The following is a 15,905-nucleotide window of genomic DNA, read 5'->3' on the forward strand; positions in this document are numbered from 1 at the left end:
GTCGAGCGTGGGAGGGTGACACCGTGGACCTCTCGTTCGTCACCGACATCGCCACACCGCGCACGCGCGCGGAACTTCCCGTGCCGGAACCGGGATCGGCGTACCTGGCCGGCGGAACCTGGTTGTACTCGGAACCGCAACCGGGCCTCACCCACCTGGTAGATCTCACTACTCTGAGCTGGCAGGCAGTCACGGTGCACCCCGACGAGCTCGAGGTGGCCGCCACGTGCACCATCGAAACACTCTGCCACACCGCATATTACGATCAATGGATCGGAACAAGCCTGTTCCGCCCGTGCGCCGAAGCGCTCGTCGCGTCGTGGAAGATCTGGCACACCGCCACCGTCGGGGGAAACCTCGCGCTCGCGCTGCCGGCAGGCGCCATGATCACCGCCTGCTGCGCACTCGACGCCGAGGTGCTGCTCTGGGCGCCCGACGGGCGCGAACGGCGAATCCCGGTGCTCGACTTCGTTACCGGCGCCGGGTGCACCTTGCTGAATCCGGGCGAACTGATCCGCAGCATTCATTTCCCGGGATCGGCACTCCGGAGCCGCACGACGCTCCGCAAGATCGCCTATTCGCCGCTCGGCCGGTCCGGCGCACTCCTGGCGGGACGACTCGGACCGGACGGATTCACGCTCGCCGTCACCGCGTCGACCCTGCGCCCATTCGTACTGCGCTTCCCCGACGTTCCCGACCCTCACGCACTCGACACTGCACTGGCGGAACATATTCCACTCGAGGCGTACTTCACGGATGCACACGGTGTCGTCGACTGGCGGCGCCATGTCACCGCCGTCCTCGCGGAGGAGATCAGGGAGGAACTGGCATGAAGTTCACCGTCGACGGGCAGCCGGTAAACGCCGACCCGCGGCCCGGTCAGTGCCTGCGCACGCTGTTGCGGGACCACGAGGTTTTCGCGGTCAAGAAGGGGTGCGACGCCGGTGATTGCGGCGCCTGCACGGTGTTGCTCGACTGCCACCCCGTGCATTCGTGCGTCATTCCGGCGCACCGTGCCGAGGGCCTCGAGGTGACGACGGCCGCGGGGCTGGGGAGCCCCGAACGACTACATCCCGTCCAGGAGCAGTTCGTCGCTGCGGCCGGCTTCCAGTGCGGATTCTGTACTCCGGGAATGGTAGTTACTGCTTCTGCGCTCACCGCCGATCAACGGGCCGACCTTCCCCGCTCCCTGAAGGGAAACTTGTGCCGCTGCACGGGTTACCGCGCGATCCGGGATGCAGTCGGCGGAATCTGCACCACCGAGGACGACTCGAGCGGTCACTCCTCCGGCCGTTCGATTCCTGCCCCCGCCGCCACCCGGGTGGTGTGCGGGGCCGAACCGTACACCCTCGATGTCAGGGTCCAGGGATTGCTCCACGTCCATGTCCTCGGCAGCCCGCACGCCCATGCGCGGATCACCCGCATCGACACCGCCGCAGCGGAGGGCGTGCCCGGCGTCCACGCGGTACTCACCCACCGAGACAGCCCGGACATCGCCTTCTCCACCGCACGCCACGAACTCCGCACCGACGACCCGGACGACACCTACGTCTTCGACACCGTGCTGCGGTTCGTCGGACAGCGTGTCGCGGCGGTGGTCGCCGACTCGGTCGACATTGCCCGCCGCGCAGCGGAATTGATCGACGTCGACTACGACATTCTGGAGCCTGTATTCGACCCGGACCTGGCACACCGGGCAGGTGCGCCCCTGCTCCATTCCGACAAGGGCGCCGAGTCGCGCATCGCGGATCCCACCCGGAACCTGGTGGCAGAGTTACACGGTGAGGTCGGCGACATCGAATCGGGACTCGAGGCGGCCCGGGCGTCGGGCGCGGTGGTCGAGGGGACGTGGCAGACGCAGCGCGTGCAACACGTCCATCTTGAGACGCATTCCGCGATCGGCTGGCTCGACGACGAGGGGCGACTGACCCTCCGGAGCAGCACTCAGGTTCCCTTCCTCGTACGCGACGAACTGGCACGACTCTTCGCGCTGGACCGTTCAGGGGTCCGGGTGTTCACCGCCCGAATCGGTGGTGGATTCGGCGCCAAACAAGAAATGCTCGTCGAGGACCTCGTCGCGCTTGCGGTTTCGCGCACCGGTAAGCCCGTGCAGTACGAGTTCACCCGCTCGGACCAGTTCACCACCGCGCCGTGCCGCCATCCCATGCGGGTCGCAGTGCGGGCCGGGGCCGATGGAGACGGAAGGCTGACCGCGCTCGCCGTGGACGTGCTGTCGGACGCCGGAGCCTACGGGAATCATTCCGCGGGGGTGATGTTCCACAGCTGCGGAGAGTCGGTCGCGCTGTACCGCTCTCCCAACAAGCGGGTCGATGCCCGCGCCGTGTACACCAACAACCTGCCGTCGGGCGCCTTCCGCGGATACGGGCTCGGACAGGTCATTTTCGGTATCGAGTCGGCGTTGGACGAGCTTGCCCGAAAGCTGGGCATCGACCCCTTCGATTTCCGCCGCCGTAACGTGATCGTTCCGGGGGACGACTTCGTCGAAGCCGAGGTGGCGCACGACGACCTCACCTACGGGAGCTACGGGCTCGACCAATGCCTCGACCTCGCCGAGGCAGCCCTGCGCCGGGGCAATGGAGTTGCCGCGCCGGAGGGCCCGCGGTGGAAAGTCGGCGAGGGCATGGCGGCGTCCATGATCGCAACCATTCCGCCGCGTGGGCACTTCGCCGAGGCGTCCTGCACTCTCGTCGCGGGCGGCCGCTACGAAGTGCGGGTAGGAACCGCCGAATTCGGCAACGGAACCACGACCGTGCACGCGCAGCTCGCGGCAACCGCGCTCGGTACCACCGTCGATCGAATCATCGTCCGCCAGTCCGACACCGACCTCACTGGGCACGACACGGGAGCGTTCGGGTCGGCCGGAAGTGTGGTTGCCGGGAAGGCAGTCGATCAGGCATGCAACAGTCTGCGCGCACTTCTGTCCGGAACCGCGTGCCGCATCGCCGGTGTCGCCGAGGACGCGGAATGCTCGCTGACACCGGAGGGCGTCCGGATCGGCACCCAGGTGATCGAATGGGACAAGCTCGCAGCCGAGGGCGTTCTTCGAGCCGAGGGTCGGCACGACGGCACTCCCCGCTCAGTGGTCTTCAACGTGCATGCATTCCGGGTCGCCGTCGACACGGTCACCGGTGAGGTACGAATTCTGCAGTCGGTTCAGTCCGCCGACGCGGGGACCGTCCTCAATCCGCAGCAGTGCCGTGGGCAGGTCGAGGGAGGCGTAGCTCAGGCGATCGGCAGTGCGCTGCATGAAGAGATCCGCCTCGACGGCGCCGGAACAGTCCTGGGACCTCAGCTGAGGAACTATCACATCCCTCAACTGGCCGATATCCCGGAGACCGAGGTGTATTTCGCGGACACCTACGACCAATTAGGTCCACTGGGCGCCAAATCCATGAGCGAGTCGCCGTACAACCCGGTGGCCCCGGCCTTGGCCAACGCCATTGCCGACGCCACCGGCGTTCGCTTGCGACGGTTGCCGATGACTCCGGCACGGGTGTGGCGAGAGATGACCACGGCCCGTGTCGGTCACCTCGAGGCCCCGTAGCCCGTCCCGGTTGTGCACTTGCACCTGTTCGTCCGGTCGGGTGCTCGGTCTGTTTCGCCACGATATGGGTCGGATCGGTGGCATTGTGAGTACTGGCCGCTACTGGACGGGAGTTCATCACATGGCAACGCACATCCACCTCGGGCACATCTTCCACATCGCCGGCGCACCGACAGTGACCGAAGCCGCGGCCGCTCTCGTATCGATTCCCGACGGCGCGCTTGTCCTGGACGATTCCGGGCGAATCGCGTTCTGCGGCGACCGAACCGAGATTCCGTCGGAATATGAGTCCGGCACCGTGCACGACCACCGGCCCGGGTTCCTGTTGCCGGGGTTCGTCGACACCCATATCCATTTCCCGCAGACCTACGCCGGCGACTCCTACGGCGGCGGACAACTGCTGGAATGGCTGACCCTGTGCATGTTCCCGTCGGAAACGAAGTTCGCCGATCCGGAGTTCGCGCAGCAAGCCGCCGTCGAGTTCACCCACCGTCGCATCTCGGCGGGCACTACGGCCGCGATGGTGTTCGGGTCGGCGTTTCCGCATGCACAGGACGCCCTGTTCACCGAGACGAAGAAGGCCGGTCTACGTATCGTCAGCGGCCGCGGCATTCAGACTGTCGGTGTCGGCACCGCCCAGCCACTGATGACATCCGAAGAAGACGCCATCCGGCTGACCCGCGAAGAGATCGACAAGTGGCACGGCGCGGACACCGGTGATGTCGCCACCGCACTGTTGCATGTGGCTATCGTCCCGCGGTTCTCGTTGTCGGTGACGACCGAGACCTTGAAAAACCTCGGGGAACTGTACGACGAAGTACGGGACCGCGGGGTGTATGTGCACTCGCATCTCAACGAGAACAATCGCCCGGGAACCGGAGAGGTGGACTCGACCAAAGAGGTGTACCAGGTGAATTCATACCTGGACACCTACGACGGGAAGTTCCTGCCCGGCTCCCAGGTGGGAGGGAAGAGCCTGCTGGGCCGACGCACCATCCTTGCGCACTGCGTGCACTGTCAAGACGTCGAGCTCGAACGGATGGCCGAGACCGGTACGTCCGTCTCGCACTGTCCGGTCTCGCAGCTGTTCCTGGGATCCGGAGCGATGCCGTGGAAGCGGACGGTCGCCTCGGGTGTCAACATTTCCGCGGGCACAGATTTCGGCGGCGGCGACGAATGGTTGATCCCGCGGGTGCTCGGCGATGCGTTCAAAGTGCACATCAACGAACCCGGGGACGACGGAGTATCGATGCATCCGGCCGAAATGCTGTTCATCGGTACCCTCGGCGGTGCCAGAGCCTTGGATATGGAGAACCGATTCGGCAATTTCGACGTCGGTAAGGAAGCCGACTTCGTCGTCGTCGATCCGTCCGGCACCCCGGCGCTCGACGGACTACTGCGCCACGGCATCCGCGCCGCCGACCCCGACCTGGCCCGCGATCAGACCCTGTTCGCGCTCTTGATGGGGATACGCGATACTTCCATCGCCGAGGTCTATGTCGCGGGCCGGCGGGCCGGGGCGTCCTGAGTTCTAGGCCGCCCGGTCCAGCTCGTTCGAGTCGGCAGGTTCGATCTCCTGCGCGTAGTGGAAGTGCGGGCGCCGATGACCGAGGAACGATCCACACCACGACATCACTGCCACGTAGCGGTTCCGGAATCCGACCAGGTAGACGAGGTGGACGGCAAGCCACAGGAACCAGGCGAGTACACCGGTCAACTCGATCTTGCCGACGCGGGTGATCGCGCGGAACCGGTTGATGATCGCCATGCTGCCCTTGTCCCGATAGGTGAAGGGTGTTCCGGCCGTGCGCTTTCCGTTGATGATCGCCGCAACGTGACGGCCACCCTGCATCGCGAACGGCGACTGAGCCGGGAGGTTGTTCAGCGAAGCCATGTCGCCGATGGCATAGATGTCGTCGTAGCGGCCCACGGTGAGGTCTTCGTCGACCAGCAGTCGACCGCCGCGGCCGGTCTCACACCCGGTCCGTTCCGCGAGCACCGCCGCGAAGTCGTTGGCCTGAATGCCGGCCGACCAGATGATCGTCTCCGCCGTCAGTCGCTTCTCGAACCCGTTACCGGGCGACGACAAGGTGGCACCGTGCTCGTCGATATCGGTCACCATGGTGCCGAGGACCACCTCGACCCCTGCACGCTCGAGGGAGTCCTGCGTGTACTTGCTGAGCTTGCCGCCGAACACGGGCAGCGTCTCCCCCGCACCCTCGACGAGGGTCACGGTGACGTCCTCGGCGGTGACGTCCCGCAGCGACTTCTCGAAGTAGCGTCCCGCCAGTTCCTTGATCTGACCTGCCAGTTCGACCCCGGTGGGCCCCGCGCCGATCACGATGAAGTGGAGCAGATCCCGGCGACGTTCCGGGTCCGACGTGGTGTGCGCCTCTTCGAAGCAGCGGACGATCTGGCGGCGCAACCGGTCGGCGTCGGCGACGGTCTTGAGGGCGTACGTGACCTCGGCGAACTCGTCGCGGCCGAAGTACGCCTGACGAGCACCCGTCGCGGCGATCAGAGTGTCGTAGCCGAGGGTGTGGCGGATCCCGCCTGCCTCGTAGACCACCTCGTGCTTGTCCGGGTCGACGTCGACGACGCGGCCGAGCCGGACGTCACCACTGGGATACTTGGCGAGGATGGCGCGGATGGACGGCGCGATCTCGCCGGGCGAGAGCACACCCGTGGCCACCTGGTAGAGCAGTGGCTGGAAGAGATGCTCGGTGGTCTCGGAAATCAGCACGAACGGCGTGCCTGCCTTGCCGAGCTTCTTCGCCGCCGCGAGGGCGCCGAAACCCGATCCCACGATGACGACCTGTGTGCGATCCACCGAAAACCTCCTCTGCCAGCGTTCCTGTGCTTAGCGTTGCGTATGAGCCCACCTTATGGATCCGATGAGCCTGATTGCCAATAACCTGGGGAAATCGAAATTGTGTTATCTCGATTGCTCATAAATGCTCGTCGGCGCTGTAGCCTGGGGTCATGGAGTTCCGGCAGTTGCGCTACTTCCTCGCGGTCGGTGAAGAAGGCAGTTTTTCCCGAGCGGCGGAGCGATGCTTCATCTCGCAGTCGGCGATCAGCCACCAGATAGCCAAGCTCGAGCACGAACTCGGCACGGCCCTACTCGAACGGTCCACCCGTGCGACGCGCCTGACCGCGGCCGGCGAACGCCTCATGCCTATCGCGGCAGAAATGATGAGCCTCGAGGCGCGCGCACTCTCGGTGGGACTCGACCCCCGCAATCGGCTGCGAATCAGCGCCAGCATGAGCTTCGCCACCCAAAGCCTGGAGGCGATATCGCTTGTGCGCGAGGAGTTCCCACAGCTCGACATCGAATTCGTCATCAAGGATTTCACCGACCGCATGACCGCGGTGGCGTCCGGTGATGCAGACCTGGCCCTGATCCGCGGCGGCGTCGACAGACCAGGACTCGAAACAATCGAATTCGGCCTCGAGGATCTGGTGATCGTCACCTCGGCTCAACATCCGCTGTCCAAGTTTTCGACCGTCGACCTCGGCGAACTGGCGCCCTATCCGCTACTGCTGCCGCCGCGCAGTAGTCAGGTGCTGATCCACACCGTGGTCGAGGATGCATTCCGGCAGGTCGGGCAACGCGTAAAGCTCGGGCCATCCATTCCCAGCGACCACACGGCGACCCTCGACGTCCTCACCACTCCCCTGTCGTGGACCGTGTTGTACGCCGACACCGCCGACGCGACTCCCCGGCGCGGGCTCAGTTTCATGCGCGAGTCGCACGACCTTCTGCGCATCCCGGTGTGCGGGGTAGTCCGCAGCGGAACGGCAACCCGCCCCGAACTCACTCACTTGTTTCGTGCGCTCGCGCAGTCGATCGCAGGATCACGGGGAGCTGCCGACGCCGAATCCCCAACCGACAGTTAGGCTGGCACGATCGGCGCGCGACCTACTGGCCGAGGAGGAATATTCCGGTGATCAGGTAGAACATGGGCGGGTGGGGCGTCGACGACGATCGCGGCAACCAGCGTGCCGCCCAGAGCATTTCGATGGAATTGAGGGCGCGGAAGACGAGCCGACCGATACCCAGTCCCACTCGCACCCTGCTCGTGTACCGAGGTGTGCGGGTGAGGTGCAGTTCATGCCGGGGCGGCCGCCCAGCTGTCCGGGCCGAAAACCTCGTAGTGAATGTTCTCGGCCGCAACATCTTTCTCGAGCAAGGCTTCGCGCATGCCCAGCATGAAGGGCAGCGGCCCACAGAGATAGGCCCGGGTGCCGGGGGCGACGGTGATCTCCCCGAGGTCGGCTCGCCCCTTCCGCAGGTCCGCCTCGGGGCGACGCGCGCCGAGATCCTCGTACCAGCGGTGCATGACCGCGAACGGCAGCCGCTCGACGAGTTCGGCCAGTTCCGCCCGGTGGGCGTGGTTACTGGGCGATCGGTCGGCGTGCAGCACCGAGATCGGGCGGGTGTCCTCGGTGTCGGCGAGGTGGCTGAGCATTCCCATCATCGGCGTGCACCCGATGCCGGCCGAAATCAGCAGCAGCGGCGCGTCGTCGTCCTGCAGAACCAGGTCACCGAACGGGGTGGTCACGTCCAGCAGGTCATTCTCGAAAACATTGTGGTACAGGAAGTTCGAGACTTCGCCCGCAGGCGAGTGCGATCCGTCCGACAGCATCTGCCCGTCCACCCGCTTGATGGTGATCCGCCAGTCCTTCTGCGACGGAGCGGACGAGAGGCTGTACTGGCGGATCTGCCGGGCGCCGTCGGAAAGATGAACCCCCACCGAGAGATACTGCCCCGGGGCGAAGGCGGGCAGGGGCGCACCGTCCACCGAGGTGAGCACGAAGGAGACGGTGTCGGCGGACTCGTGGCGGCGCTCACGGACACGCACCTGCCGCCAGACGTCACCGGGCGCGACCCCCGCTGCGCGGTAGAGACCGGCTTCCATCGCGATCAGAGTCTCGGCCATCGTCCAGTACACCTCGTCCCAGGCGGCGGCCACCTCCGGAGTGACGGCGTCACCGAGCACCTCGACGATGGCGTCGAACAGATGGGTGTACACGATCGCGTACTGGGCGGGCTCGATTCCCAGCGAGGCATGCTTGTTCGCGATCCGCGAGAGGATCAAATCGACGCGAGCCCGATCGGGTTCCAGTTGCAGAGCCGCGAACGCGGCGATTGCCCCCGCCAACGCTTTCTGCTGACCACCCTGCTTCTGGTTGCCCCGGTTGAACAAGTCGCGTTCGAGGTCGGGGTGGGCGGCAAACATCTTGCGGTAGAACAGGCTAGTGATGTCGCCGATGGCGGCACCGACCACGGGCAGCGTGGCGCGGATGATTTCCGTGGAAGTGGGCGAGAGCATGTCATTCTCCGATCGCGGAAGAGAACTTGAAATCTGTGTCGGCCGGCCGGGGCAGTCCGAGCAGGACGGCGCGGGTCGGTGATTGGGTGAGGTCGTCGATGGTGACAGTGTCGAGCGACGCGAAAAACGCTTCCTGCGCACGGCGCAGCGCCGACCGCAGCCGGCAACCCGACCGCAGCGGACACGGCTGGGCGCCGTCGCAGTCGACCACCTCCCCGTCTCCCTCGAGGCGGCGGGCGAGCCACCCGACCGAGGCGGTGCGGCCGAGTTCGGTAATGGCGAGGCCGCCCCCGCGGCCGCGGCGCGCGTCGACGATGCCGAGTTCAGCGAGCCGGGTGATCACTTTTGTCGCGTGCGTGTAGGACACCGCCAATTCCTCGGCGACCTGACGGCTCCCCGGACGGTCCCCCTCTGCCGCGACGGCCAGGCGCATGACGACCCGCAAGCCGAGGTCGGTGAACCGGGTGAGCTGCATGATCTGAAAGTACATTAATTCGCATTTAGTATGCGAGTTATGTGAGTGAGGTTACCTGCCGGCCGCCGGCGACACCCGGACGGGAGCGAAGACGCTAGACGAGCCCGTGCCGGTCGATCCAGGTCAGCACGTGGTCGAGTACCGCGTCCGGCATCTCGAGTTGTGGGGTGTGCCCGACGCCGGGCAGTACGACGGTGTCCCACCGCGGGTTGTCGGCAGCGACCTTGCGCGCCGCGGCGACCGGAACCAGGCGGTCGCGGTCACCGTGGAGCAGGAGAACCGGTTGTTCGAGGGCGCGCATGGCCTGCAGGTAACGCTGCGGACGCGCCATCACCCGCATCAGTGACCGGCTCGCCTGCAGGAACGCGGCATCTTGCGAGGGCTGCTCGCGCCGGTACTTCGCCAGCTCCGTTGCTGCCTCGAGGACGTCCTCGGAGGCCCGTGCGGGATCGGCGAAGCACAGGTCGATGACCCGCTCGACCAGCTGACGGTCGGTCATCCGCCGGCTCGAATACTGGAGGTAACGCTCCCCGACGAAGGGCGTCATATACATCGCGAACTGCGCAGCGATCCGCGGATGCGGCATTCGTTGCGCCGCAGGAAGCGCCGGGTCGACGAGCACGAGTGCAGCAACAGTGTCGGGGTGGGCGGACGCCTCGAACATCGAAATCATGCCGCCCATGGAATTGCCCATCAGAATCACCGGCCCACCCACCACCTCGGTGAGGAAGCGGTGAAGTACCGCGACGTTGGCGGGGATCCCTGTCTGACGCTTCCCCGCCGGGCTGAGTCCGAAACCGGGGAGATCCACCGTCAGAACCCGCGTCCGTTCCGCCAAGGCCGGGGCCACCCGGACCCAGTTGAGATGGGACCCGCCGAGGCCGTGCACCATCACCACCGGCAGCGACCCTGCTTGCGGATCGCCGTACTCGACCCAGTGGACGGGTCCGTCGATGTCGATGACACTGCCCGAGCCACCCCACGACCGCGCGAACGTCTGACCGGCCGGCGAGCCACCTCGTTTCGGATCAAGCATGCGTCCATCCCCTTCGATGCGTCGTCTCGGCGTCGCGCCTCTCGCTGTCCGGAGGCCGGTGTCGGTCAGTCTACGACCGCTGTTCCCCCAGGCCGCGGAGCAAACTCTCCGATGGAGAAGTAGCGTGAACGCGTGCCGTACTTAGCTGCCAGTTCCGAGGACGCCGACAGCGAGCCGATCGCGGTGTCGACGGCCGATCGGGCCGCGGTCGTCCAGCCGTGACGATCGGGGGCGTGCTGCTCGCCGCGGGGGGCGGCTCGCGGATGGGTATGCCCAAGGCGCTCGTCGTCGGCGTCGACGGAGAACCCTGGCTGGGGCGTGGCGCGCGCATCCTCGCGGAGGCCGGATGCCGTCCCGTCGTCGTAGTCCTCGGCGCCCGCGCCGACGAGGCCGAGAGCCTGCTACCCGACGGCGTACCGGTGGTCGTGGGTGTGGCGAAAGACTGGCACCAGGGCATGTCGGCGTCGCTGCGGCGAGGTTTGGAGGTTGCGGAGACGTTCGACAACGTCGACGCCGTCGTCATCACCCTCGTCGATCTGCCCGACCTGGACGCCGACGCTGTACGCCGCATCGCCTCCGTTCCGCCCGGCAGCGCACGAGCGGCCCTGCGGCAAGCCCGTTACACCGACGCACCCGGACATCCCGTCCTCATCGGCCGCGACCACTGGAAAGCTCTACGCCACAGCCTCACCGGCGACACCGGCGCGAGGCAGTACCTCGCCGCTCACGGAGTCGAAATGGTCGACTGCTCCGACCTCGGAACCGGCCGGGACGTCGATTCCCGCGACTAGGGCGTGTCTGCTAAATCGCGAGGCGAAGATGGTTCATGGTGGACAGGTGACTCGTTCAGGTGTGATTTCCGATGACTTGTGGGAGGTGCTCGCGGAAGTGATGCCCACGTCGTGTCCGCGGCGTGGTCGGCCATGGAACGACCACCGCGTGACACTCGAGGCGATCTGCTGGCGGTTCCGGACCGGTTCCCCATGGCGGGATATTCCCGACGAGTTCGGTGCCTGGCAGTCGATCTGGGAACGACACAAGCGCTGGTCGATCGACGGAACCTACGAGGCAATGTTCCGCGCCGTGCATGCGGTCCGTGATGTCGACGATGAGGCGTTGGCGGCTCTGGTCTCGATCGACTCGACCAGCGTGCGTGCCCATCAGCATGCGGCGGGTGCTCCAGCTCCCAGATCCACAGGGGGCTGAGTCGAATTACACGTTTGCGGGCGAGCCCACCGATCACGCCCTGGGACGGTCCCGAGGCGGGTGGACGACGAAGATCCACGCCCTCATCGACGGCACCTGCGCTCCGGTCGCCCTGTTGCTGACTGCCGGGCAGGTCGGCGATAACCCACAGCTGGCGCCGCTGCTCGAGATCTATCCGGATCGGCACGGTGGCACGATGCGGTTGCTGGCAGACAAGGCGTACTCCCATCCTTCGACTCGAAACTTCCTGCGGGAAAAGCGCATCTCGCACACGATTCCGGAACGATCCGATCAGATTGCACGACGGAAGGAGAAAGGTTCCCGAGGCGGGCGACCACCGGCCTTCGACCCGGCGCTCTACCGACACCGCAACACCGTTGAGCGGGGTTTCAATCGACTCAAGCACTGGCGCGGTATAGCCACTCGGTATGACAAGTACGCCATCACTTACCTCGGTGGCGTACTCCTCGCCTCAACAGTCACAACGCACCGTCTGCGCAATTAGCAGACAGAACCTAGTCATGGTCCCAGTGGTCCCTCCCGCCCTTCCCCCTGAACGAACGGGACGTTCGTTCCATCCAACGCAACGAGCGTCCCGTTGGTGCATCAGAGCAGCGGCGGTCACCGGGAGCAGCGGCAACCGGCGACAGTCAGCGGCTGACCGCCTTCTTGTAACGCCGGATCGCGAACGGAACGAAGATGACGAGCAGTACCGCCGTCCATGCCAGCGACGCGATCACGGGATTCTGCAATGGCCAGGCGTCGGGAACTGCCATGGCGGGGTTCGTGTTTCCGAACAATTCGCGCACGGCCTGGGTGAGTGCGGACACCGGGTTCCACTCCGCGATCACTTTGAGCGGTCCCGGCAGGTTGGTGGTTTCGACGAACGTGTTCGCGACGAAGGACAACGGGAAGATGACGATGAAGCTGGCATTGTTGAACACTTCGGGCGTGCGGATCCACAGCCCCACCACCGCCATCACCCACGACAGCGCATAGGCGAACAGCAGCAGAAGCAGGTAGCCCAGTACGGCCTCGCCCACACTCGAGTGGATACGCCACCCGATGACGAGACCCGTCAGCGACATCACCACGAGACTGACGATGTTGATGAGCACGTCGGTGGACGTCCGTCCCAGGAGAACCGCTGACGGCGCCATCGGGAGCGATCGAAACCGGTCGATGATCCCCTTCTGCACATCCTCGACCATGCCGAGTCCGGTCCACGTCGCCCCGAAGATGACCGTCTGGGTGAAGATTCCGGCAATCAGGAACTCGCGATACGACATCCCGGGAACTTCGATGGCACTTCCGAATACGTATGCGAACAGCAGCACGAACATGATCGGCGACAGCGTGGTGAAGACGATGAGGTCGGGCACGCGTTTGATCTTGATCATGTTGCGCTTGGCGATGGTGAGACCGTCGGCGAGTGCGGTGTGCATCGGGGCGGTGGTCGGTGGTGCGGTCATGAGACTTGCTCCTCCTCGGCCTCGTGCCCGGTGAGGGTGAGGAACACGTCGTCGAGCGTGGGCCGGCGCAGTCCGACGTCGAATACCTTCACCCCACGATCGGACAGCCGCCCCAGGGCCTCGACCAGTGCGTCCGAACCCCCGGACACCGGGACGGTGACCCGGCGGACGTTGTCTTCGATGGTGATCGCTCCCGCGGCCAGCGGTGTGAGTTCGTTTCGCACCACCTCGAGATCGGCACCTTCCCGGACGGTCAGTTCGATGCGCTCGCCACCGACGCGATCCTTCAGCTCGTCGGCGGTTCCCCGCGCGATCACGCTGCCGCGGTCGATGACGGCGATCTGATCAGCGAGCCGCTCCGCCTCTTCCATGTACTGGGTGGTGAGCAACAGGGTGGTGCCCTTGGCCACGAGGCCGTCGATGACGTCCCACAATCCGAGTCGGGCCCGGGGATCCAGTCCGGTGGTGGGTTCGTCGAGGAAAAGGACCTCCGGTTCGGCCACCAGCGCGCCCGCCAGGTCGAGGCGGCGTCTCATGCCGCCGGAGTACCCCTTCACGGGCCGGTCCCCGGCTTCCACCAGATCGAACTGTTCGAGCAACTCGCGGGCCCGGGCTTTGCTTCGCTTGGCACCGAGGTGGTAGAGCCTGCCCACCATCTCGAGGTTCTCGAAACCGGTGAGGTATTCGTCGACCGCGGCGTACTGGCCGGACGCACCGATCCGCGACCGAAGAGCCCGGGCGTCGTGGATGACGTCGAGACCCGCCACCCTGGCCCATCCTTCGTCCGGGATGAGAAGGGTGGTGAAGACGCGTACCGCGGTGGTCTTGCCTGCACCGTTCGGCCCCAGCAGGGCCATGACGCTGCCCGCGCGGACCGCGAGATCTACACCGCCGAGCGCGGTGACCTTTCCGTACCGTTTCACCAGCCCCTCGGCTGCGATCGCGTCGACCATCAGAACTCCCCGTTCCTCGGCGTGTGAACCCAGTGTGACTCGAGGCGCCGACAGGGTGCAGGGAATATAGGCCCCCGCCTCCTGGTCTGCGGACCGGGAACCCGTCTTCAGGCGCGATGCGACGACTCCACAGCGACCACGCGAGGGCAGCGAGCGCGGCGGTAATCTGGATGCGAGCGCCTCCACGACACTGCGAAACCGGCAGGAGAAGGTGATGTCCGACGACACGTCGGCGCTCCGGGCCGGCCGCGAGGCCTACACCCGGCGAGACTGGAGCGTCGCCTACACCCAACTGTCGAACGCCGATCGGCAGGAACCGCTCGAGGGTACGGATCTCGAGCGACTCGCGGTCGCCGCCTATCTGATCGGTGAGGACGACGCCGCTACCGAGTTCTGGACGCGGGCCGTGAACCAGTGGGGACGCAGCAGCGATCCCGTGAGTGCGGCGCGCTGCGCATTCTGGCTGGGACTCGCCCTGTCCCTCAGGGGTGAGCAGGTTCGCGGTGGCGGCTGGTTGGGCAGGGCTCGGAAGCTACTGGACACCACAGGTGTCGACTGCCCCGAACGCGGCTACCTCCTGGTTCCCCTGGGGCTCCGGCGCCTGGCCGAGGGAGACGGCGCCGCAGCGCGGGAGGTGTTCTCCACTGCAGCAGTCATCGGTGAACGGTTCGCCGACCCTGACCTCATCTCGCTGGGCGCGCTCGGGACGGGTCATGCGCTGATCGTGTTGGGGCGCCATCTCGACGGCGTTGCGGCCTTCGACGAGGCCATGATCCGGGTGACGTCAGAGGAGGTGTCTCCCATTGTTACCGGGATCGTGTACTGCGCTGTGATCGAACAGTGCCAGCGCATTTTCGACCTGCGCCGCTCGCAGGAATGGACTGCCGCACTGACGCGGTGGTGTTCGGCGCAGCCGGACCTGGTGCCCTACCGCGGCCAATGCCTCGTCCACCGCGCCGAGATCCTGCAACTGCAGGGCGCATGGGCGGAGTCCATGGAGGCGGCCCGGCGTGCACACCGAAGACTCACCCAGCCGACGGTGCACGCCGCGGTGGGGTCCGCCAGCTATCTGATGGCTGAGCTCCATCGACTGCGCGGTGAGTTCGCGCAGGCCGAAAAGCTGTACACGGAAGCGAACAAATGGGGTAGGCCGCCGCGGCCCGGGCTTGCCCTGCTGCGAATGATGCAGGGCCGGGTCGGCAGCGCGGTGGCCTGCATTCGGCGTGAGGTGGACGAGACACTCGACCCACTCGAGCAGGCACGACTCCTCCCGGCATGCGTCGACATCATGCTCGCCGCGCACGACGTCGCATCGGCCCGCGCCGCCGCAGCAGCGCTCGAAACCCTCGCCGCACGCCTCGACATCCCCTACCTCCACGCCGTGGCGGCGCAGGCATCGGGGTCGGTTCTGCTCGCGGAATCCCGGGCGCAGAACGCAGTGGCCGTCCTCCGCGAGGCGTGGGAACGGTGGAACCTGATCGGGGCGCCGTACGAGGCGGCACGCGTGCGGGAGCTGATCGGGCGGGCGTGCCGCGAGCTCGGCGACGTGGACACCGCACGGATGGAGTTCGATCTCGCCGCCGCGATCTACCGCGACCTGGCGGCTGCTCCCGATCTGGAACGGGTACGGACGGAAGTCGGAACCGAATCCTCGGCTTCGCCCCTGACTCCCCGTGAGCTGAATGTGCTCCGCCTCGTGGCCGCGGGGAAGACGAATCGCGCCATCGCCGAGGACCTGTTCCTCAGCGAGAAGACGGTGGCCCGGCATCTGAGCAACATCTTCCTCAAACTGGGAATCTCTTCCCGCTCCGCTGCGACCGCGTATGCCTACGAGCATCGGCTCGTGGAGCCGTCTGCATAGA

The 15,905-nt window shown here is 66.1% G+C and carries 13 protein-coding genes and 1 pseudogene; 7 read left to right on the plus strand and 7 right to left on the minus strand.

Features of this window, described 5'->3' with window-relative positions; all coding sequences use genetic code 11:
• Positions 1-23 precede the first annotated feature (23 nt).
• From L1080_RS21840 to L1080_RS21850, 3 genes are all read left to right on the plus strand, one after another.
• Positions 24-833 (plus strand): FAD binding domain-containing protein, encoded by an 810-nt coding sequence (locus L1080_RS21840; RefSeq protein WP_250772870.1) that lies wholly within the window; start codon positions 24-26, stop codon positions 831-833.
• Positions 830-3,565, plus strand: coding sequence for a molybdopterin-dependent oxidoreductase (locus L1080_RS21845; protein WP_250772868.1), 2,736 nt, complete (start codon positions 830-832; stop codon positions 3,563-3,565). The genes L1080_RS21840 and L1080_RS21845 overlap by 4 nt, the downstream gene beginning before the upstream one ends.
• 121 nt (positions 3,566-3,686) lie before the next feature.
• Positions 3,687-5,093: a guanine deaminase gene (locus L1080_RS21850; protein ID WP_250772865.1), complete on the plus strand. Its 1,407-nt coding sequence runs from the start codon at positions 3,687-3,689 to the stop codon at positions 5,091-5,093.
• Positions 5,094-5,096: 3 nt separating this feature from the next.
• Here the strand turns inward: L1080_RS21850 and L1080_RS21855 are convergent, their stop codons facing one another.
• Complete coding sequence (locus L1080_RS21855; RefSeq protein WP_250772863.1) at positions 5,097-6,395, minus strand: NAD(P)/FAD-dependent oxidoreductase; 1,299 nt, start codon at positions 6,393-6,395, stop codon at positions 5,097-5,099.
• Positions 6,396-6,547: 152 nt separating this feature from the next.
• On the opposite strand from L1080_RS21855, the gene L1080_RS21860 reads away from it, so the two are divergent.
• The gene (locus tag L1080_RS21860; RefSeq protein WP_250772861.1) at positions 6,548-7,465 is read left to right on the plus strand and encodes a LysR family transcriptional regulator; all 918 of its coding nucleotides are present in this window, start codon (positions 6,548-6,550) and stop codon (positions 7,463-7,465) included.
• Between the two features lie 22 nt (positions 7,466-7,487).
• On the opposite strand, the gene L1080_RS21865 is transcribed toward L1080_RS21860, so the two are convergent.
• From L1080_RS21865 to L1080_RS21880, 4 genes are all read right to left on the minus strand, one after another.
• The gene (locus L1080_RS21865; RefSeq protein WP_250772858.1) at positions 7,488-7,634 is read right to left on the minus strand and encodes a hypothetical protein; all 147 of its coding nucleotides are present in this window, start codon (positions 7,632-7,634) and stop codon (positions 7,488-7,490) included.
• 43 nt (positions 7,635-7,677) lie between these two features.
• Entirely contained in the window at positions 7,678-8,901 is a 1,224-nt protein-coding gene (locus L1080_RS21870; protein ID WP_250772856.1) for a globin domain-containing protein, read from the minus strand.
• Between the two features lies 1 nt (position 8,902).
• Positions 8,903-9,376, minus strand: coding sequence for an RrF2 family transcriptional regulator (locus L1080_RS21875; RefSeq protein WP_250772855.1), 474 nt, complete (start codon positions 9,374-9,376; stop codon positions 8,903-8,905).
• Between the two features lie 94 nt (positions 9,377-9,470).
• Complete coding sequence (locus L1080_RS21880) at positions 9,471-10,412, minus strand: alpha/beta fold hydrolase (protein ID WP_159919071.1); 942 nt, start codon at positions 10,410-10,412, stop codon at positions 9,471-9,473.
• Positions 10,413-10,630: 218 nt separating this feature from the next.
• Between L1080_RS21880 and L1080_RS21885 the strand changes: the two genes are divergently transcribed.
• Both L1080_RS21885 and L1080_RS21890 read left to right on the plus strand, forming a co-directional pair.
• On the plus strand, positions 10,631-11,203 hold the full coding sequence (locus tag L1080_RS21885; RefSeq protein ID WP_250772853.1) for a nucleotidyltransferase family protein: 573 nt from the start codon (positions 10,631-10,633) through the stop codon (positions 11,201-11,203).
• 46 nt (positions 11,204-11,249) lie between these two features.
• Positions 11,250-12,123: pseudogene (locus L1080_RS21890) on the plus strand (IS5 family transposase).
• Positions 12,124-12,268: 145 nt separating this feature from the next.
• On the opposite strand, the gene L1080_RS21895 reads toward L1080_RS21890, so the two are convergent.
• Complete coding sequence (locus L1080_RS21895; protein ID WP_374436226.1) at positions 12,269-13,090, minus strand: ABC transporter permease; 822 nt, start codon at positions 13,088-13,090, stop codon at positions 12,269-12,271.
• Positions 13,087-14,043, minus strand: a complete 957-nt coding sequence (locus L1080_RS21900) for an ATP-binding cassette domain-containing protein (RefSeq protein WP_250777824.1) — start codon at positions 14,041-14,043, stop codon at positions 13,087-13,089. Before L1080_RS21900 ends, L1080_RS21895 begins: the two co-directional genes overlap by 4 nt.
• Positions 14,044-14,257: 214 nt before the next feature.
• Here L1080_RS21900 and L1080_RS21905 point away from each other — a divergent pair, with 214 nt between their 5' ends.
• Complete coding sequence (locus L1080_RS21905) at positions 14,258-15,904, plus strand: helix-turn-helix transcriptional regulator (RefSeq protein WP_250777821.1); 1,647 nt, start codon at positions 14,258-14,260, stop codon at positions 15,902-15,904.
• Position 15,905 lies beyond the last annotated feature (1 nt).

It is taken from the genome of Rhodococcus sp. MSC1_016 (assembly GCF_023667485.2).
Taxonomy (GTDB): Bacteria; Actinomycetota; Actinomycetes; order Mycobacteriales; family Mycobacteriaceae; genus Rhodococcus_F; species Rhodococcus_F oxybenzonivorans.